This window comes from Caulobacter sp. Root1455 (assembly GCF_001426905.1).
Lineage (GTDB): Bacteria > Pseudomonadota > Alphaproteobacteria > Caulobacterales > Caulobacteraceae > Caulobacter.
Genome location: NZ_LMFQ01000021.1, coordinates 198,643 through 217,782 on the forward strand (window position 1 = coordinate 198,643; position 19,140 = coordinate 217,782).

Below are 19,140 nucleotides of genomic sequence, written 5' to 3' on the forward strand. Positions count from 1 at the left end.
GCGCCGACGCCTCGTGTCGACGTCCCGACAGGACCGCGCGCGCGGCGTCTAACTAAGGGGTTTGGGGCGCCGCCGCCAGAAGACCAATCGCTTTTCGCGCGCGAAGGTTCACCGCTGGACGGACGAAACGCGGCCGCCCCGGCAAGAGGCGGCCGCGTAGGCAGGGTGGAAAGGCAGAATCGTTCCTAGAGGCCGCCCCTACAGACCGTACGACGCCAGCAGCTTCAGAGTCAGGCGGGTGGCTTCCGGCGGCGCTTCGCTGCGATCGTTCACGTCCTTGGCGAAGGCCTGGAACGTGGGCAGGTCGGTCAGGACGCCGGCGTCGTCCTCGCGCAGGTTGACGAACAGATGGACGAAGTCGACGCCGTCGCGGAACAGCGCGTAGGCGATGTTGTCGGGCCGGACCTTCTTCAGCTCGTCGAACACCTCCAGCGACAGCGCCTGGTTCTCGTCGGCGCGATCCGGCTTGGCGGCGTAGCGCACCAATGTAACCCTCTGCATGGTCTTAAATCCTTGGATTGGGACGGCGCGGAATGCGGCCGTCATGACCAAGGACGCGGCGGGCGGCCCGAAGGATTCGGTCGAAGAAATATTTCCGGGCCGCGAATCCTTTGGCGTCCGCCCGACGTCTTGGAGATGGGGCCGCCGTCGGCGCGGCGCGTGAGAGGACGGCACATGGCGGACGGCAACCTGGCCCCGGAGGCGTTCAGCCAGCTGATGGCGGACCTGCGCCCCAGCCTGCACCGCTATTGCGCGCGCATGGTCGGCTCGGCCTTCGACGGCGAGGACGTGGTGCAGGAGGCGCTGGCCAAGGCGGCGGCCGCCTTCCCCGCCGCCGAGCCGATCGAGCATCCGGACCGCTGGTTGTTCCGCATCGCCCACAACGCCGCCCTGGACGCCCTGCGCGGCCGCAAGCGCCAGGTCGTCCTCGACGAGACGTTCACCGAAATCGTCGACCCCGCCGCGGCCGCCGACGCCCGGGTGGCGGCCACCGCGAGCCTGGCCGTGCTGCTGCGCCTGCCGGTGGCCCAGCGCTCGTGCGTGGCGCTGATCGACGTATTGGGCCATTCGCTGGACGAAACCGCCCAGCTCCTGGACCTCACCCCGCCAGCCGCCAAGGCCGCCCTGCATCGCGGCCGCGCGCGCCTGAAGGACCTGGCCCAAGAGCCGGACGCCGCCCCTCCCCGGCTGGACGCCGCCGAGCGCGAGCGGCTGCGGGCCTATGCCGACCGCTTCAACGCCCGCGACTTCGACGCCCTGCGCGCCCTGCTCAGCGAGGACGTGCGGCTGGACTTGGCCAATCGCCGGCGGATCGAGGGCCGCAGGGATGTGTCGGTCTACTTTACCCACTACGCCTCGACATCGGGCTGGCGGTTCGAGGCCGGCGTCGCCGAGGGCCGCGCGGCGCTGCTGGTCAGCGATCCGGCCGATCCGACGGCCGCCGTGCGCTACGTGGTCCTGCTGGATTGGAAGGACGGCGAGATCGCGGCGATCCACGACTACTTCTACGCGCCCTACCTGATGGAGAGCCTGACGATCGCGCGCGACTAGAGCGTGACAGCTGAACGTGGATGCCGGTTTCGGCGTCTGTCACGCTCCAAAGGTTCGAGGTAGGGCCCGCTTAGGCAGGCTCTAGGCGGGTTTGCGGCTGGCCTGGGCCCGGAAGCGGTCCTTCATCTTGGCCACCCAGCCGTTGAAGGCCTCGTTGTCGGCGGTGACCCTGCTGAAGTCGGTGCTGGATAGAGTGCCCGGGTCGGCGCCGGCCAGGGCCACGCGCAGGCCGTCGGGATTGCGCGCGCCCTCGACGAAGCCGCCGTAGCGCTGGCGCAGACGGCCCAGCGAGGCGTCGTCGTCGGCCAGGCTGAAGGCCACGGCCGACCGCAGCAGCTTGGACTCGTCGGCCGGGCTCAGGATCCCCGGCGTCTTCCAGCGATCGGCCAGGGCGCGTTCGTACAGCGCGCCGGCCTGGGGCCAGGTGTGCTGCTTCCAGGCGATCTCGGCGCGGACATCCTCGGCGTCGCGGCTCTTGTCGCTCTCGATCACCTCCAGCGCCGCGTCGTAGCGGCCCAGGCCCATCAGGGCGCGGGCGGTGGCCAGCCGGCGCTCGGCGTTCAGGGCCGGCGGCAGGATCGTGGTGCGGGTGGCGTTGATGGTGTCCAGCGCGCTCTCGGGCTTGCGGTCCATCAGATAGATCCAGGCCAGGTCGGTGGCGATCTGGGCCTTGGGCACGCCGTTCAGGCGGTTGTCGACTTGGTACTTCAGCAACTTGGCGGCTTCTTCCAACAGGTCGACGTCGACCAGGCGGCGCACCAGGTTGCGGACCATCTGGTCGCCGTCGGCGCCGATCGGGGTCAGGTCCTGGAAATCGTAGAACAGGCCCACCGCCTGGATCGGCTGCATGCCGTCGGCCAGGCCGTCGAGGAACAGGGTCCGGAAGGTGGTGTTGAGGTCGTTGCGCAGCGCCACGGCTTGCGGCTGGTCGGACTGGACGTTGCTGGCCGAGCGCAGCACCTCCAGCGCCTCGCGATAGCGGCCCTGGCGGATCTGCAGCTGACCGAGCGCGCGAATGGTGTCCAGCTCGACCCCGTCGCCGCGCCAGCGGAAGCGCAAGGCGTCCAGCCCCTTGGCGGCGATGTCGGCGCTGATCTGGTTCTTGGCCAGGCGCAGCTGAATGGCGTGAAGGGTGGCGGGCGCGGCCAGGCGGTCGATGCCCGAGCGGGCAATCGCCTGGAACACCGGCAGGGCGCGGGAATCGTTCTTGGCCTCGAAGGCCTTGGCCAGGGTCAGGCGCAGCTCCAGCTGGTCCTCGACCGGGATATTGGGCAGCTTCAGCGCTTGGTTGACCAGGCGGACGGCGGTCTCGGGCGCGCCGACGCCGACCGCCGCCTCGGCTTGGGCGCCCAGGAACCGGGCCTGCCACAGGGCGGGGAACATGTTGAGCGCGCGCGCGCCGTCGGCGAACCGTTGGTTGGCGTCGGCCCACTGGCCGGTCTTGCTGGCGATGTAGCCGCGCCACATCGCGGCCGAGGGATCGTCGTTCAGCACTGGCGAGGCGAAGTCGGTCTCGGCCTCGGCGTAACGGCGCGCCATCACCTTGGCCACGCCGCGCAGGCCCCGGAACTCGCCCTCGCCCATCAGGGTCTGGTGGGCGCGGCCGGCGGCGTTGAGCACGCCGATCGCCTCGAACGACAGGTTGGAGCCGACCAGGAAGCGGGCCAGGGCCATGCGGGCGGCCGTGTCGTCGCCCTTGCCGTCGGCGCCGCCGGCCGCGGGAACCGCGCCGAGCAGAGCGTCGTAGCGGGCCATGAAGCCGCCCGATCCGGTCTTGGACCAGTGTTCGGGATCGATCAGGGCCGGCATCGACATCGCCTGGGGCGCGCCGGCCCCGGCGTCGGCCTGGGCCTGGCCGCTGGACGTCGACGACAGCAGCAGGCCCTTGGGCCGGCCGATGCGGACGATGTCGCCGTCGGCGGTCATCTGCAGGTCGCCGGAATAGCTTTCGACCGCCAGGCCGGTGGCCGATTGCAGCAGGGCCATCTCGACATAGTCGCGACGCGACGGCAGGCCCTTGGACGGGGCCAGGGCGGTGGCGACGGCGATGCGGTCGCCGACCGCCGGGTCGCCCACCCAGACGATCCGGGTCGTGCCCGCGACGGTGGCGGTCAGGGTGGCGGGGCTGGCGTTGTCGTCGCGGGCCACGCGGACCAGATCGGGCGAGTCCTGACTTCCCGCGCCCAGCGCGATCGTCCAGTTGGAGCCGACGCCCTCGGCGTAGAACGGCGCGCCCTGCGGGGTGCTGATGCGCAGCGCCGAGTAGTCGGGTCCCTTGAAAACCTGGATGTTACGGTACTGCGGCGTGCTGGCGGGCAGCTTGCCGATGTCCAGCCGGGCCGGCGCGTCGAACACCACCCACACGGCCTCGCCCCGACGAAACACGGCGGCGCCGGCGGGATTGGCCCAGTCGAAGCTGAGCTGCACCTGGCCCGAGACCTTGTCGAATTTGACCGGCACCACGCCGCCGGCCGGCATCGGATTGGGGCGATTTGGAACGACCGCCGCGACGGGAGCCGGCGCCGGAGCGGCGGCCTGGCGGGCGAACAGGTTTATGAAGTCGTCGCCGTCGGCGTTGCCGGCCCGGAAATCGGCGTCGTCGCTCAGCGCGACCACGATCTCGACCACGCCGCCGACATGGCGCGCCTGGGCGCCCTTCACCCAGCGCGGCGGGCCGACATTGAGGGACGAAAGATTGGGATTGGCGTCGCGCGGGAAGCGCAGCACGACGGCCGTCCCCTCGCGACGGGCCTGCATGCCGCGCGAACCGGGGAACTCCAGCCGCGTGAAATCGGGGGCCTGGGCGATCCGGACCTGAAGACCGGCCGCGGCGACCGGGGCGGCGGCCTTGCGCGGCGCGGGCTTGTGCTGGGCGGACTTCGAGACATGACGCGGCGCGGCCGAGATCGACACCGTCGGGGTCGCGACCCCGAGGATGCAGATCGCCGCGACGGTCGATCTCAGAAACGCCCCCAGCTTCATGCCCCCGCTTTCGCTCCTGTCCCTAGCCGGCCTTCTTGGCGGCCGGGCTCGCGCCGGCCAGCGGCGCGGCCGCGGCCTGGGCCGAGAGATCGGCGGCCGGCTTGTCGGCGGCGGCCAGGGCGGCGCGCTGCTTGGCGATGGCCTCGGACGACAGGCGGTTGGCCAGGCGCTCGGTCAGGATCTTGGCGTCGTTCGGCGACATGTTGGCCAGGATCATGCTGAGCGTGCGTTCCTTCATCCTGGCGGCGATGGGCAGGCGCACGCTGTCGTCCAGCACGCTCATGCGCGCGGCGGCGTCCTTGGGCTTCATGGCCGAATAGACCAGCACCATGCGGTTGGCCTCGACCTCCTTCTGGGCGTCGGCCTGGCCCAGCAGGCCCTGGATCTCGCCCTTCATGCCGGTCAGCGCCTTCATCTTGGCGTCGAGCTTGGCCTCGGCGGCGTTCAGCAGCTGCAGCTGGACATCGATATCCTGCTCGCGCTGGTCCAGCTGGCCGCGGCGCTGGCCCAGGCTCTGCAGCACGCGCAGCTCGGCCGGCGACAGGCCGGCTTCCTTGGCCAACTCGGTCGACGACGGCGCGCAGATCGGCGGCGGCGTCTTGGCGGCGGCGTCCTTGCCGGCGTCGGCGGCCGAGGCGGCCTTCTCGCCGGGCTTGGCCGCGCTCTCGGCGAAGGCCTTGGCGCCGCTCAGCATGTCCGGAAAGGACTTCGCGCCCGCCAGGGCGTTGACGGCGAGCACGCCGACGACGGTGACCCCGATGATCGGCAGGATGCGCGGAACGTTTTTCATCGACGGCCTCTAAAGGTCGAACCGGGGCGCGGCGGATCTTCCGGGCCCTCGAACAAGTCATCATCCATCCGCGCCCGTGAACGCGGAGTTTCCTTCGGCGCGGAAGGCCGCGCGGCGGGCGGCGGCGGAGCGTCGCGCGGGATGCGGGCCTCGCGCTCCAGCAGCTTTTCGAAGTCCTCGGCGCGCAGACGGCGCGGGGTCTCCGGCGGAAGCTCCGGCTGGGGCGCGCGCATCGGACGCGAGGCGGCGGCGGGGCGCGCGGTCGCGGTCCCTGAAGGGGAAGCCGGCGGCGGCGTGACCATCGGCCGGTCCAGGCGCTCGTCCAACTGGGCGGCCAGGGCCTGGGCCTTGGAAATGCGATCGGCCAGGGTGTCGGCGGCCTCGTCGGTGGCGGCGCGCAGATCGGCCAGGCCCTGCTCGGCGCGCATGGCGGCGCGGTCGAGGTCGGCCACGGCCTTGGTGAAGCCCTCATGACTGTCGCGCAGGGCTTTCAGCCGGCGCTCGAGGCGCATGCCGAAGGCCAGGGCGATCAGCAGCAGGACCGCCAGCAGACCGTTGAGAGCGATGGCCGTCAGACTCATTTCAGCTTCTGAACCGCTTTTCTGGCCGCCGAGGTCAGGGGCGCGTCGGCGCGCACGGCGATCGAGTGGTTGCGGCGGCCCATGCGCCCGCGGGTCAGCGGGATGGAGCCGGCGCGCAGCTCCACCGGGCTGTCGGGCGTGGCGTTGAGCATCAGGGTGTCGCCCACCTGCAGGTTCAGCACCTTGGACAACGGCAGTTGCTGCTCGTCGAGCACGGCGCGCACCTCCATCTGGGTGGTCCAGAGTTCGGTGGCCAAGTGGCCTTCCCAGATGTTGTCGCGGCCGAACTTCTCGCCCATGAACTGCTGGAGCAGCATCTTCCGGATGGGTTCGAGGGTCGCATAGGGCAGCAGAAGCTCGATTCTGCCGCCGCGGTCTTCCATGTCGATCCGAAGCTTCACGAGAATCGCGGCGTTGGCCGGCCGGGCGATGGCCGCGAAGCGCGGATTGGTCTCCAGACGGTCCAGGCTGAACGACACCGGGTGCAGGGGCTCGAAGGCCGCCTTGGCGTCGTTGAGCACGACCTCGACCATCCGCTGCACCAGCACCCGCTCGATGGTGGTGTAGGGCCGGCCCTCGATGCGCATGGCCGCGGTGCCGCGACGGCCGCCCAGCAGCACGTCGACGATCGAGTAGATCAGGTTGGAGTCGACCGTCAGCAGGCCGTAGTTGTCCAGCTCCTCCGCCCGGAACACCGCCAGGATGGCCGGCAGCGGGATCGAGTTCAGATAGTCGCCGAAGCGGATCGAGCTGATGTTGTCGAGGCTGACCTCGACGTTGTCCGAGGTGAAGTTCCGCAGGGACGTCGTCATCAACCGCACCAGGCGGTCGAAGACGATTTCCAGCATCGGCAGGCGCTCGTACGAGACCAGGGCCGAGTTGATGATCGCGCGGATGCCGGTGCGGTCGTCGTTGCCGTCGCCGGACATGTCGAAGCCCAGCAGGCTGTCGATCTCGTCCTGGTTCAGGATGCGTTCGGCGCCCATGCCGTCGCCGCCGCCGTCGTCCCAGCCGCCCATCCCGCCGCTGAAGTCGCCGAATTGGTTGTCGCCCACCCCGCCGCCTTCGGCGGGCGGGTTTTCCGAGGCCCACTGGGCCATCGCGGCCTGATCGTCGATTTCTTCCGCCATGTCGGTTCGCCTCAGCCAGCCCGAAGGCTAGTTGATCAGCATCTCCTCGATCAGCACCGCGTTCACCTTGGAGGGCGCGGCGACCAGATTAACGCGACGCAGCAGCTCGGCGCGCAGCTGATAGCTGCCCTGGCTGCCGTTGAGGTCTTCCGGACGCATTTCGCGCAGGAAGGTCTGGAACATGTCCTGCAGACGCGGGAGGTTCGAGGTCAGATGCTCGGCCGTCTCCTCGTCGGGCAGTTCGAAGGTCAGCTTCAGCTTCAGGAAGGTCGAGCGGCCGTCGGCGGCCTGCATGTTCACGACGATGTCGGGCAAGGTGTAGAACACCACGCCGTCGGGGCCTTCCTTGATCACCGGCGCGCCGGCCGCCGGAGCGCCGCCCTCCTTCGCGCCGTGGCCGCCCTTTTCTTCCTTTTTCTTTTCCTTCTTCGGCTTCGCGTGGCCCGCCTCGCCATGAGCGTCGGGCTTGGGCTTCAGAAGCAGAAACGTGGTCACGCCGCCGCCGACCAGCACGACGGCCGCCGCTGCCGCGATGATGATCATCATCGGCGGCTTCTTCTTCGCCGAAGCTTCGCCCTCGACGACGCCCTCTTCGCCTTCGGGGGCGGGAGCTTCCTGGGCAGGTTTCTTGGCCACGCGCGCGGTTCCTTGGAATCTATCGATCTACTCATGCGTGGAGCATGGTTAACGATGTCTTTTGAAGGCCATTTCGCCGCAGGCTGAATCTGCCCGGCAGACTCGGTCACCGAGGCCGCGTTAACCTTCATTCTCGTTGAAATTACTGACTTTTCTGAGTTGGCACGAGGGTTGCTTGCAGACTTGCGGCGCATTTGTCGCGCCAGCCGTCTCGGTAACCGTCATGGATAACGCGCTGTATGTGGGACTTTCGCGGCAGATGACTCTGCGCCGCGAGCTCGACATCGTGGCCAACAACATCGCCAACGCCAACACGACCGGCTTCAAGGTCGAGGCGCTGATGGTCCGCACCGAGCCGGCGAAACCGGCCCGCACCGCCGGCGGCGCGAACCCCGTGAAGTTCGTGCTGGACGACGGCGTGGCGCGCGATTTCAGCCAAGGCGCGCTGACCCAGACGGGCGGCGACTTCGACCTGGCCCTGGAAGGCCAGGGCTTCTTCAAGGTCTCCACGGCCGGCGGCGAGCGCTACACCCGCGACGGCCGCTTCACCATGAGCCCCGAGGGCAAGCTGGTCACCCAGAACGGCGCGGCCGTGCTGGACGAGGGCGGCGGCGAGATCAACCTCGACCCGCTCAAGGGCCCCGTCACCATCGCCCGCGACGGCACGGTCAGCCAGGGCGCCGAGCGCTCCGGCAAGATCGCCGTGGTGCGCCCCACCGACCTGGCCGCGTTCCGCAAGGACGGCGACAACCTCTATCGTAACACCACCAACGACACCCCCCAGGCCGCCCCGAACGCCGCGATCCATCAGGGCATGCTGGAAGCCTCCAACGTCCAATCGATCACCCAGATCACCAAAATGATCGAGGTCAGCCGCGCTTACGAGAGCATGGCCAAGATGATGGACCAAACCTCGGAACTGTCCCGGAGCGCCGTCGAGCGCCTGGGCAAGCCGCAGTAAGGATAACCCACGATGCAAGCGCTTCGCACCGCCGCGACCGGCATGTCGGCCCAACAGCTGAACGTCGAGGTCATCTCCAACAACATCGCCAACATGAACACCGTCGGCTTCAAGCGCCAACGGGCCGAGTTCCAGGACCTGATCTACCAGACCATCGAGCGCGCCGGCTCGCAGTCGTCCGGCGACGGCAACGTGGTCCCGACGGGCATCCAGATCGGCGGCGGCGTCAAGGCCGGCTCGGTCTACCGGATCCACGAGCAGGGCACGCCGTCCATGACGAACAACGAGTTCGACGTGGCCATCCAGGGCAAGGGCTTCCTGCAGATCCTGCTGCCCTCGGGCGAAACCGCCTACACGCGGGCCGGCAACTTCTCGACCAATGACCAGGGCCAGATCGTCACCGAGGACGGCTACACCGTCCAGCCGGGCATCACGATCCCGCAGAACACCGTCGCCACCACCATCACCAAGACCGGCCTGGTGCAGGTGAAGCTGGACGGCGATCCGACGCCCCAGACCGTCGGTCAGCTGGAACTGGCAAACTTCATGAACGAAGGCGGCCTGGAAGCGATCGGCGACAACATGTTCATGGAGACCGCCGCCTCGGGCGCGGCCAACATCGCCGCTCCCGGCCAACCGGGCTTCGGCACCCTGCTGCAGAACTACACCGAAGCCTCGAACGTAGACTCGGTCAGCGAAATCACCGCCCTGATCGTCGCCCAGCGCGCCTACGAGATGAACTCCAAGGTCATCACCACGGCCGACCAGATGCTCCAGGCCACCTCGAACCTGAGGTCGTAAGCTCATGAAAGTTCTCGCCCTTTCCTTCGCCGCACTGCTGATCGCCACGCCGGCCCTGGCCGGTCAGGCCGTCTCGCTGCGGTCCGACACCACAGACGCCGACGGCCGCATCACCCTGGGCGAGCTGTTCGACGGGGCCGGCGCGGCCTCGGACGTGGTGATCGCCAACCGCATGGGTCCGTCGGCCGTGCTCGACGCCGGCGCGGTTCAGGTCGCCGCCCGCCGGGCCGGCCTGGACTGGGCCAACAGCAACGGCCTGCGCCGGATCATCGTCCGCCAAGGCTCCGACACCACCTTGGCCAGCGCCCAGCGCGGCAACGTGGAAGTTCTTGCCTACGCCCGCAGCCTGGCCACCGGCGAGATCGTCCAGCCCGAGGACCTGGTCTGGGTGAAGGTCGCCGCCGGCGCGTCGGACGCGCCCCGCGACGCCGACGACCTGATCGGCATGACCGCCAAACGCCCGCTGCGCCAGGGCGCGGCCGCCAGCCTGCGCGACGTCTCGACCCCGCAGGTCATCAAGGCGGGCGATATCGTCGCAGTCACCTACGAGGACGACGGCGTGGCGCTGACCTTGCAAGGCAAGGCCATGGCGGCGGCGGCCATCGGCGAAAACCTGATGGTCCAGAACACCGCCAGCAAGAAGATCATCGAGACCGTGGTCACCGGACCCGGCTCGACCGCCGTCGGTCCGCGGGCGATGCGCCTGAAGGCCAACCGTAACAACACGCTGCGCTACGCCGCTCGCTGAGAAGGTCACAACCGATGCGCCCCGCCCTCGCCGTTCTCCTGCTGCTCGTCCCGCTCGCCGCTTGCTCGACCGTCACCGAAGCGGTGAAGGGTCCGGAACTGGCGCCGGTCGGCTATCCGGCCCAGCTGGCGCCGATGACCCAGCAATACGCCGCCCAGCCCCAGGCCGCCTCGGCCAACTCGCTGTGGCGCACGGGCGCGCGCACCTTCTTCAACGACCAGCGCGCCAGCAAGGTCGGCGACATCCTGACCGTCAACATCGACATCGACGACAGCGCCACCACCAAGAACCAGACCTCGTCGTCGCGCACCTCCGGCAGTTCGCTGGGCGTGCCGAACTTCCTGGGCCTTGAGTCGAGCCTCGGGAAGATCCTGCCGGGCGGCTATGACCCGGCCAACATGGTCAACACCAAGTCGACCAACTCCAACGCCGGGGCCGGCGCGGTGAACCGCTCGGAAAAGATCAGCCTGACCATCGCCGCCGTCGTCTCGGGCGTGCTGCCCAACGGTAACCTGGTGATCCAGGGCACCCAGGAGGTGCGCACCAACGCCGAACTGCGCCAGCTGACGGTCGCCGGCATCGTGCGCCCCGAGGACATCTCCTCGGCCAACACCATCAAGCACACTCAGATCGCCGAGGCCCGCATCAGCTACGGCGGCCGGGGCGACATCAGCCGCGTCCAGAAGACCCCGGGCGGCCAGGCGCTGGTCGAGAAATTCTCGCCGTTCTAGGGGCTTGAACCCCAAACGGCTTGAGCGGACTCCTTGATCGGGCGGGCGCGCGGGGCCAGATTACCCTGCGTCACAGCGCTCGCCCGGACTCGTCGGGCCTGATCCGGAGCCGACCTCATGAACAAGCGCGCTCGCGCCTACTCCGCCCTGGTCGGCGCCGCTCTGTTGGCCGCCGCCCTGCCCGTCGCCGCCAGCGCCCAGTCGTACAGCGGCCCGATGGGCGTGACCGGACGCTGGGCGATCGACCTGCCGCGCTCGAAGTTCAACGCCGCCCTGACCGGCCCCGCGCCGCTGCGCGGCGAGCTCGACGTCACCATCGACGACGGCAAGGCCCTGGCCTGGACCCTGGTCGAGGTGGACGAGGCCGGCGTCGCCGCCCTGCAGTTCGCCCACGCCGTGCTCGACGGCCCGCCGACCCTGGCCGTGGTCAACCTGAACCTGGTGAAGATCAGCGTGCAGCGCGTCGGCCAGAGCGCGGTGACCGTCACCACCCATGGCGAACGGGACTCGCGCCATCAGTCGATGAAGGTCACCCGCACCGACCCGGACACCTTGTTGGTCGAACAGGACATTGACGGTCAGCCGGGCCCGCCGGACCAGACGCTGATCCTGACACGGGTGAAGTAGCCGCCCTACTGGTAGCTCAGGCTCCAGCTCACCGTCAGCGGTCCCGACCGCGTCCGCGCTCCGCCGGCGCACTCCACCAGGCTCTGGAACGCGCCGGTCGGCGTGCGATAGGCCTTCTCGTCCTCCAGGGCGCGCGATTTGCAGCTCAGCCCCGTCACCGTGAAAGCCCGCACGTCACCCTGGCCGTAGGTCGTGGCGCCGCCCTTGGTGCTGGGCGCGCTCGAAAACGACGCGAACGACAGGTCCACGGCCTTGATCGGCTGGCCGCCCTTGGGCGTGAAGACGTCGGTGCGGCTGATCTTGCCGGGCGCCAGCACATAGGTCGTCCTGACGCTGAACCGGTCGTCGGCGATCGGCGCGCTGGCTCCAAGCCTGTCCAGCTGGGTCTGTTCATAGGTGACGATGGTCCGCGCGCCCTGCTCGGTCACCTTGACGTTCCGGGCGTAGGCCAGCGGCGTCAGGCGCGAGCCGTCGGCCAGGGTCAGGCGGGGCAGCAGTTGCGGAAACTCGCCGTCCGCCACGCCCGCCAGCATGCCGGGCGAGAACGGGATCGGGTAGTAGGGCGTGTTTTCGTGCTGGCTCTTGCCGCCGTTGATGATCGGCAAACCGATTACGCGGCCGCGATCGCGCAGGGTGACCACCAGCCGGTCGTGCTCGCCGCGCGCGAACCAGGTGACCCGGCGCTTGGGCAGCGTATCGAGCCAGGCCGCGTAGCCCGGATCAGGCGCCTTGTCCTTGAAGCCCAGCTCGTTCCAGATCGCGCTGGTGTAGATGTGCTGGCGGGCCAGGCTGAGGTTCTCGCCCAGGATCCGGTGCTTGCCGCGATACTCGTCGGTGCGCCGGCCGTGCTCCCACAGGTTCACCGAACCCATCTTCGGATCGAACCAGAAGTCCATGTAGCGGGCGGTGACGCGCGACGAGAAGGCGTAGGCCATGGCCTTTTCCCGCGGGGTCAGCACATCCAGCTTGGCCGCCACGGTCAGCACCTCCAGGAAGGCCGTCTCGCCATAGGTTCCGATGCTGCGGCCGTATTCGAAGCCCTCGCCGCGCGGGTTCAGGCGCGGCAGCATCAGGTCGACCGACTTGCGCAGCCAGCCCTTGACCTCCGGCGTGGCCGGCATGCCGGCCTCGATCAGGCGGTGGCTGATCTCGCCGATCAGCAGCACGCTGTAGCGGTCGAACCGCCCTTCCCCGTCGGTCTCGTCGGCGAAGCCATATTCGCCTGAGTATTTGCGATAGTGGTCGAGCGTGCGCTCCAGCAGCGCCTCGCTGGCCGAAGCGTCCTCCCAACCCAGCTGATGGCGCAGCCGCGCCACGCTGAAGGCCACGCCGTAATAGTTGTTGGGCAGGTCGATCAGGGTCAGGTCGTCGGGGCGGACGAAGGCGCGCCAGTCCAGCTTGGTCTTCAGCTTGGCCAGGATTTCCGGAGACACCGCCTGCTCCAGCAGCCCGGCCTCCTGCAGCATGTGCAGGGCCTGGCAGTAGTAGTAGACGCCCCAGGTGTTGTTGGTGTCGTCGACCGTCATGTCGGCGATCTGGCGATAGCCGGCCAGGTAGGTCTTGAACCTCGGGTCGTCGCGCGGGGTGTCGATCAGCAGATAGGCCAGGCCGATCGCCACCTTGCCGGGCAGGAACTTGTCGTCGGCGTCGAACACCCGAACGCCGTCCAGCGTCATGTCGCGTTTCTCGACCATCAGCTTGTCGAGCAGCACGGCCATCTGCGGCAGCAGCCGGGTCTCGACCGTGCGGTTCATCGGCGGAACGGTCGCATAGGCCTGACCGCGTCCGCCCGGATCGGCGGACGGCGGGGCGGCCAGGACCGGCGACGCGATCGCGCCCAGGGCGGCGGCCAGAAATAGGCGCTTGCGGATGGACTTGAACGGCATCGTTTCCCCGCCCTCGTCAGCCCTTGGCGGAGACGACTTCTTATGTGGCTAGACCACCTGCTACCGGGGCCGCGAATATTGTCAAGCCAATTTGCCGACGCGTGCACTAAAGGTCAGACCAATATCGCCACACTGGAAACCTAGGAAATCCGCGCCGCCGCGAGGCGACGCGACGCCCCCGTCACCAGTTGTACATGGTCCCGTCCTCCAGCCGGTTCACCGGCAGGTAGGCGCGTCTGTAGGGATATTGCTCGGCCAGGGCCTCGTCGATGTCGACGCCCAGGCCCGGCTGCTCGCCCGGATGCAGCATGCCGTCCTTGAAGCTGTAGGCGTGCGGGAACACCGCATCGGTCTCGGGCGTGTGGCGCATGTATTCCTGCAGCCCGAAGTTCGGAATCGACAGGTCGAAATGCAGGGCCGCGGCCATGGTCACCGGCGACAGGTCGGTGGCGCCGTGACAGCCGGTGCGCACGTGGTGCAGGTCAGCGAAGGCGGCGATCTTGCGCAGATTGGTGATGCCGCCGGCGTGCAGGACCGTGGCCCGCAGATAGTCGATCAGCTGTTCCTGGATCAGGATGTTGGCGTCCCAGACGTGGCTGAAGATCTCGCCCACGGCCAGCGGGGTGGTCGTGTGCTGGCGGATCAGGCGGAAGCCGGCCTGGTTCTCGGCGGGCACCGCGTCCTCCAGCCAGAACAGACGATAGGGCTCCAGATCCTTGCCCAGGCGGCCCGCCTCGATCGGCGTCAGGCGGTGATGAACGTCGTGCAGCAGATGGACGTCGTCGCCCAGGGCTTCGCGCGCGGCCTCGAACAGCTTGGGCGCATGCCTGAGGTACTTGGCCGTCGACCAGACGTTCTCGGTCGGCAGGTTTCCGTCGGCCGGTTCATAGAACATCTTGTCGCCCGACACGCCGTAGGTGCTGGGCAGGCCCGGCACGCCTGACTGCAGGCGAATGGCCTTGTAGCCCAGGGCCTTGTACTTCTGGGCCTCGGCGATGGTGTCGTCGATGGTCTCGCCGTTGGCGTGACCGTAGACGGTGACGCCCTCGCGGCAGGCGCCGCCCAGCAGCTGGTAGAGCGGCAGGCCGGCCACCTTGGCCTTGATGTCCCACAACGCCATGTCGACCGCCGCCAGGGCCGTCATGCCCACTGGACCACCGCGCCAGTACGAGCCGCGATAGAAGAACTGCCAGATGTCCTCGATGCGATGGGCGTCGCGTCCGATCAGGCAGGGGATCATGTGGTCGCGAAGATAGCTGACCACGGCCATTTCGCGCCCGTTCAGCGTCGCGTCGCCGACGCCGGTGACGCCGTCCGAGGTGGTGATCTTCAGGGTGACGAAGTTCCGTCCCGGACAGGTGACGATGACCTTGGCGTCGATAATCTTGAGCATGGAGTGTTGGTCTACCTGGGTCGCTTAAGTGGCCTGACCAATCCATAGACAACATATTACAAATGCGCCAGAGCGACGTGGCGTCTTTTGCGACCATGCTCTAGGCTGTCATCGCCCCGGCGATGCTCGCTGGGCGGGAAAGTCGCATGACCACGTCGACCGCAGAAACTCGTAAGCTCTATCAGCAGGTCGCCAACGCGATCGCCGAATCGATCCGCGAAGGCGCCTACCAGCCTGGGCACCGTCTGCCCTCGGAGCGGGACCTGGCCGAAGATTACAAGGTCAGCCGCCCCACGGTGCGCGAGGCGATGATCGCGCTGGAAATCCGCGGACTGGTCGAGGCGCGCCACGGCTCGGGCGTCTATGTCACCGAGGCGGCGCCGGTCGAGGTCCCCGCCCCCGAGCTGGACATCGGCGCCTTCGAGCTGACCGAGGCCCGCCGTCTGATCGAGGGCGAGTCCTGCGCCCTGGCCGCCACCACCATCACCGACCAGGAACTGATCGACCTGGAAAAGATCCTCGACGACATGGTCGAGGAGAACGAACACGACGTGCGCGGCGACCTGGCCGACCGTCGGTTCCACGTCACCATCGCCCGCGCCACGCGCAACAGCGCCTTGGTCACCGTGATCGAGAACCTTTGGGACCTGCGCTACAAGTCGCCGCTGTGCCGGGCGATGCTGGAACGCGCCCGCCAGGTCGGCGTGCGGCCGCTGATCGACGACCACCAGGAAATCCTCAGCGCCCTGAAGGCCCGTGACCCCAAGGAAGCCCGCAACGCCATGCGCGAGCACCTGGGCCGGGTGATCGACAACCTGCTGACCGCCACCGAGATCGACGCCATGCAGCAGGCCCGCAGCGAAGTCGCCGCCCGTCGCAGCGAGCTGGCCCGCCGCTCGCTGATCTAGAGATTTAAAGCCTTGAGGATGGGCGGCTGGAGGGAAGGCTCCAGCCGCCCGTCGCCGGCCGGCCCCGGGAGGAGGTGCGATGAAGGACAAGTCCATCGCGTAGGCCGACGAGGTTCGTCAGAACCCAGCATAGCTCAGCCTTGGCCGAGCGCAAGAGAATTGGCCTGACCATTAATCGTACAACGGCGCCATGTGGCCAGGCCGATATGGCTCGGCCGGTGAAAACCCGTTCTACTGACTTGACCATCGGCCAAACCGACCTAGCACTGGCCGGCGACGTGGCGGCATAGGTCACGCGCTTCGGGGAAGAACGACGCCATGCGCGCCAGCCTGATCATCGCCCTTTCCGCCCTGGCCCTGACCTCCGGCGCCGCTTCGGCGACCTCCGCCCGGCCCAAGCCCGCGGCGGAACACCACGCGATGGCGATCCAGGCTTCGGCGCTGGGCCGCGAGGTCGCCGCCTGGCAGCTGAGCCACATGGACAACTTCGACTACACGCACGGACACCGGGCCACGCCCGATCCGCGCGGCTGGGTGCAGGGCGCTCTGTTCGTCGGCCTGGCCGCGTTCGCCGAGCGCACCGGCGATCCCGCCCTGGTCCAGGCCGTTCGCGACCATGGCGTCCGGCAGGCCTGGGGCCTGGGCCGTCGTCCGCTGCACGCCGACGACCACGTGATCGGCCAGACCTGGCTGTGGGTCTACACCCGCGATCACGACAAGGCCCAGATCGGGCCGCTGAAGGCCCGCTTCGACGCCATCCTGGCCGATCCGCCCGTGGCCGACCTGACCTTCATCGACGGAACCGAGGACCAGCCCTGCCAGGCCCGCTGGTGCTGGAGCGACGCCCTGTTCATGGGTCCCGCGACCTGGACGGGCCTGTCGCGCGCCACCGGCGACCCGCGCTACGCCGCCTATGGCGACAAGGAATTCTGGGCCGCCACCGACTGGCTGCTCGACAAGCAGGAAGGCCTCTACTACCGCGACAGCCGCTATTTCGACCGCCGCGACGACCAGGGCCGCAAGATCTTCTGGAGCCGCGGCAACGGCTGGGCCTATGCCGGGATCGTCGACATCCTGAAGACCCTGCCCGCCGACCACCCCTCGCGGCCGCGCTACGAGGCGCTGTTTCGGCGGATGTCGGAGCGGCTGGTGACGTTGCAGAAGCCGGACGGTTACTGGCCCCCGTCCCTGCTGGCCCCCGAAAACACCCCGCCCGAGACCAGCGGCACCGGCTTTTTCGTCTACGGCTTGGCCTATGGCCTGAACCACGGACTGCTGAAGGGGCCTAAGTACGAGGCCGCCATGACCAGGGGCTGGTCCGCCCTGGCCGTCGCCGTCCAGCCCGACGGCAAGCTGGGCTGGGTGCAGCAGATCGGCTACGCGCCCGACCACGTCTCGGCCGACGACACCCAGCTGTACGGCGTGGGCGCTTTTCTTCTGGCCGCGTCGGAAGTCGGCGCGCGATAGAACCGGATCGTCCAGCGCTTCGTTGAGACCCCAGTGCTTCAAAAAGACAGGGCCATGGCCGAGACCATCAACATCGTCTGCCCGCACTGCGACGCCACCAACCGTCTGCCGGCCGAGCGCGACGCCAAGGCGGCCAAGTGCGGCCGCTGCGGGGAGCCGCTGTTCACCGGCCGGCCGGTCGACCTGACCACCGCCCGCTTCCGCAAGCACGTGGCGGCCAGCCAGATCCCGATCGTCGCCGACTTCTGGGCGGCCTGGTGCGGGCCCTGCAAGGCCATCGCCCCGATCTTCGCCCGCTCGACCGCCGAGTTGGAGCCCCGCGCCCGCTTCGTGAAGATCGATGTCGACGCCGAACCGGCCCTGGCCCAGGCCTATGGCGTGCGCGGCATCCCCGCCCTGTTCCTGTTCAAGGACGGCAAGGTCGCCGCGAACCAGGCCGGCCTGCCCGATCCGGGCTTCTTCCGCCGCTGGCTGGACGAGCACGCCCCCGTCGGCTGAACTGGCGTCCCTGGACCCTATGACGCGGCGACGCGTTTTGAGTCTCTACGCATCCACCCGTCGGAAGATCGCGATGCTCAAAGAACTCGGCCTGATAACCCTGCCCCCGCTCGCCCTGCTGCTGTCGAACTGCAGCGCGGGGCCCGCCCTGCCGCCCGAACAGGGTTACGGTCCTCATCCCGTCCTGCCCGTCGCCCAGAAGCAGACGATCCCGGTGATGAAGATCGCGCCGGCGGTCGGCTGGGCCGACGGCCAGACGCCGGACGCCGCGCCCGGCTTCGTCGCCACCGCCCTGGTCCGGGGCCTGGACCACCCGCGCTGGCTCTATATGCTGCCCAACGGGGACGTGCTGATCGCCGAAACCAACGCTCCGCCCAAGCCAGAGGACGGCAAGGGCATCAGGGGCTGGTTCCAGAAGATCATCATGGGCCGGGCCGGCGCCACCGTGCCCACGGCCAACCGCATCACCCTGGTGCGCGACGCCAACAACGACGGAATGCTGGAGGCCCGCACCACCTTCCTGTCGGGTCTGAACTCGCCGTTCGGCATGGCCCTGGTGGGCGACACCTTCTACGTCGCCGACAGCGACGCCCTGCTGGCCTTCCCCTACCAGGCCGGCCAGACCCAGATCACGGCCGCGCCCCACAAGGTCGCCGACCTACCGGCCGGACCGATCAACCACCACTGGACCAAAAACGTCATCGTCAGCCCGGACGGCTCCAAGCTGTATGTGACCGTCGGCTCCAACAGCAATGTCGGCGAGAACGGCATGGCCGCCGAAGAACGCCGCGCCGCGATCCTGGAGATCGATCGGGCCACCGGCGCCAGCCGGGTCTTCGCCTCGGGCCTGCGCAACCCCAACGGCATGGACTGGCAGCCCACGAGCGGCGCCCTGTGGACCAGCGTCAACGAGCGCGACGAGATCGGCAACGACCTGGTCCCCGACTACATGACGTCGGTCAAGGACGGCGGCTTCTACGGCTGGCCCTACAGCTATTACGGCCAGACGGTGGACGCCCGGGTGAAACCGCAGCGGCCGGACCTGGTGGCCAGGGCGATCAAGCCTGACTATGCCCTGGGGGCCCATACGGCTTCGCTGGGCCTGACCTTCTACAAGGCCGACGCCTTCCCTGCCCGCTACAGGGGCGGCGCTTTCATCGGCCAGCACGGCTCGTGGAACCGCAAGCCGGTCAACGGTTATCGCGTGGCGTTCGTGCCGTTCGCGGGCGGCATGCCGTCCGGTCCGGCCGAACCGTTCCTGACCGGCTTCCTCGACGCCAAGGGCCAGGCCTTGGGCCGACCGGTCGGGGTGGCGGTCGACAAGTTCGGCGCCCTGCTGGTGGCCGACGACGTCGGCAACACCGTTTGGCGGGTGGCCGCCAACACGCCGCCGGCCGCGGCGAAGGCCGCGCCCTAACCGCCGCGACAGGCGTTGAACGCCGCCTCGTCC

The 19,140-nt window shown here is 68.7% G+C and carries 18 protein-coding genes; 10 read left to right on the forward strand and 8 right to left on the reverse strand.

Features of this window, described 5'->3' with window-relative positions; genetic code table 11:
* Nucleotides 1-198: 198 nt before the first annotated feature.
* Nucleotides 199-501 carry a hypothetical protein gene (locus ASD21_RS13080; RefSeq protein ID WP_056441680.1) on the reverse strand — a complete coding sequence of 101 codons (303 nt, stop codon included), beginning with the start codon at nt 499-501 and terminating at the stop codon, nt 199-201.
* Between the two features lie 174 nt (nt 502-675).
* On the opposite strand from ASD21_RS13080, the gene ASD21_RS13085 reads away from it, so the two are divergent.
* Nucleotides 676-1,551: a sigma-70 family RNA polymerase sigma factor gene (locus ASD21_RS13085; RefSeq protein ID WP_056441683.1), complete on the forward strand. Its 876-nt coding sequence runs from the start codon at nt 676-678 to the stop codon at nt 1,549-1,551.
* Between the two features lie 81 nt (nt 1,552-1,632).
* Here ASD21_RS13085 and ASD21_RS13090 read toward each other — a convergent pair whose 3' ends face one another.
* The 5 genes from ASD21_RS13090 to fliL are packed head-to-tail and all read right to left on the reverse strand — an operon-like array spanning nt 1,633 to nt 7,670.
* Nucleotides 1,633-4,533, reverse strand: coding sequence for a hypothetical protein (locus ASD21_RS13090; protein WP_056441686.1), 2,901 nt, complete (start codon nt 4,531-4,533; stop codon nt 1,633-1,635).
* Between the two features lie 22 nt (nt 4,534-4,555).
* Entirely contained in the window at nt 4,556-5,323 is a 768-nt protein-coding gene (locus tag ASD21_RS13095) for a MotE family protein (protein ID WP_056441689.1), read from the reverse strand.
* On the reverse strand, nt 5,320-5,904 hold the full coding sequence (locus ASD21_RS13100) for a DUF6468 domain-containing protein (protein WP_056441692.1): 585 nt from the start codon (nt 5,902-5,904) through the stop codon (nt 5,320-5,322). The genes ASD21_RS13095 and ASD21_RS13100 overlap by 4 nt, the downstream gene beginning before the upstream one ends.
* Nucleotides 5,901-7,034, reverse strand: a complete 1,134-nt coding sequence (fliM, locus tag ASD21_RS13105) for a flagellar motor switch protein FliM (protein ID WP_056441695.1) — start codon at nt 7,032-7,034, stop codon at nt 5,901-5,903. The genes ASD21_RS13100 and fliM overlap by 4 nt, the downstream gene beginning before the upstream one ends.
* Before the next feature lie 27 nt (nt 7,035-7,061).
* Nucleotides 7,062-7,670: a flagellar basal body-associated protein FliL gene (gene fliL / locus ASD21_RS13110; RefSeq protein ID WP_056441697.1), complete on the reverse strand. Its 609-nt coding sequence runs from the start codon at nt 7,668-7,670 to the stop codon at nt 7,062-7,064.
* A gap of 223 nt (nt 7,671-7,893) precedes the next feature.
* Here fliL and flgF point away from each other — a divergent pair, with 223 nt between their 5' ends.
* The 5 genes from flgF (at nt 7,894) to ASD21_RS13135 (ending at nt 11,538) form a co-directional block, all read left to right on the forward strand.
* Entirely contained in the window at nt 7,894-8,631 is a 738-nt protein-coding gene (gene flgF, locus ASD21_RS13115) for a flagellar basal-body rod protein FlgF (RefSeq protein ID WP_056441699.1), read from the forward strand.
* A gap of 12 nt (nt 8,632-8,643) precedes the next feature.
* Nucleotides 8,644-9,432, forward strand: coding sequence for a flagellar basal-body rod protein FlgG (flgG, locus tag ASD21_RS13120; protein WP_056441702.1), 789 nt, complete (start codon nt 8,644-8,646; stop codon nt 9,430-9,432).
* Nucleotides 9,433-9,436: 4 nt separating this feature from the next.
* Complete coding sequence (flgA, locus tag ASD21_RS13125; protein WP_056441705.1) at nt 9,437-10,180, forward strand: flagellar basal body P-ring formation chaperone FlgA; 744 nt, start codon at nt 9,437-9,439, stop codon at nt 10,178-10,180.
* Between the two features lie 14 nt (nt 10,181-10,194).
* Nucleotides 10,195-10,911, forward strand: a complete 717-nt coding sequence (flgH, locus tag ASD21_RS13130) for a flagellar basal body L-ring protein FlgH (protein WP_056441708.1) — start codon at nt 10,195-10,197, stop codon at nt 10,909-10,911.
* 117 nt (nt 10,912-11,028) lie between these two features.
* The gene (locus tag ASD21_RS13135) at nt 11,029-11,538 is read left to right on the forward strand and encodes a hypothetical protein (RefSeq protein WP_056441711.1); all 510 of its coding nucleotides are present in this window, start codon (nt 11,029-11,031) and stop codon (nt 11,536-11,538) included.
* 5 nt (nt 11,539-11,543) lie between these two features.
* Here the strand turns inward: ASD21_RS13135 and ASD21_RS13140 are convergent, their stop codons facing one another.
* Both ASD21_RS13140 and manD read right to left on the reverse strand, forming a co-directional pair.
* Entirely contained in the window at nt 11,544-13,424 is a 1,881-nt protein-coding gene (locus tag ASD21_RS13140; RefSeq protein ID WP_056441714.1) for a hypothetical protein, read from the reverse strand.
* A 181-nt stretch (nt 13,425-13,605) separates the two neighbouring features.
* Nucleotides 13,606-14,817 carry a mannonate dehydratase gene (gene manD / locus ASD21_RS13145; protein ID WP_056441717.1) on the reverse strand — a complete coding sequence of 404 codons (1,212 nt, stop codon included), beginning with the start codon at nt 14,815-14,817 and terminating at the stop codon, nt 13,606-13,608.
* A gap of 146 nt (nt 14,818-14,963) precedes the next feature.
* On the opposite strand from manD, the gene ASD21_RS13150 reads away from it, so the two are divergent.
* The 4 genes from ASD21_RS13150 (at nt 14,964) to ASD21_RS13165 (ending at nt 19,107) form a co-directional block, all read left to right on the forward strand.
* A complete protein-coding gene (locus ASD21_RS13150; RefSeq protein ID WP_056441719.1) occupies nt 14,964-15,725 on the forward strand; it encodes a FadR/GntR family transcriptional regulator in 762 nt (253 codons plus the stop codon).
* 318 nt (nt 15,726-16,043) lie between these two features.
* Entirely contained in the window at nt 16,044-17,192 is a 1,149-nt protein-coding gene (locus ASD21_RS13155) for a glycoside hydrolase family 88/105 protein (RefSeq protein WP_056441721.1), read from the forward strand.
* Nucleotides 17,193-17,246: 54 nt separating this feature from the next.
* Nucleotides 17,247-17,690, forward strand: coding sequence for a thioredoxin TrxC (gene trxC / locus ASD21_RS13160; protein ID WP_056441723.1), 444 nt, complete (start codon nt 17,247-17,249; stop codon nt 17,688-17,690).
* Nucleotides 17,691-17,763: 73 nt separating this feature from the next.
* Entirely contained in the window at nt 17,764-19,107 is a 1,344-nt protein-coding gene (locus ASD21_RS13165; RefSeq protein ID WP_056441725.1) for a PQQ-dependent sugar dehydrogenase, read from the forward strand.
* Nucleotides 19,108-19,140 lie beyond the last annotated feature (33 nt).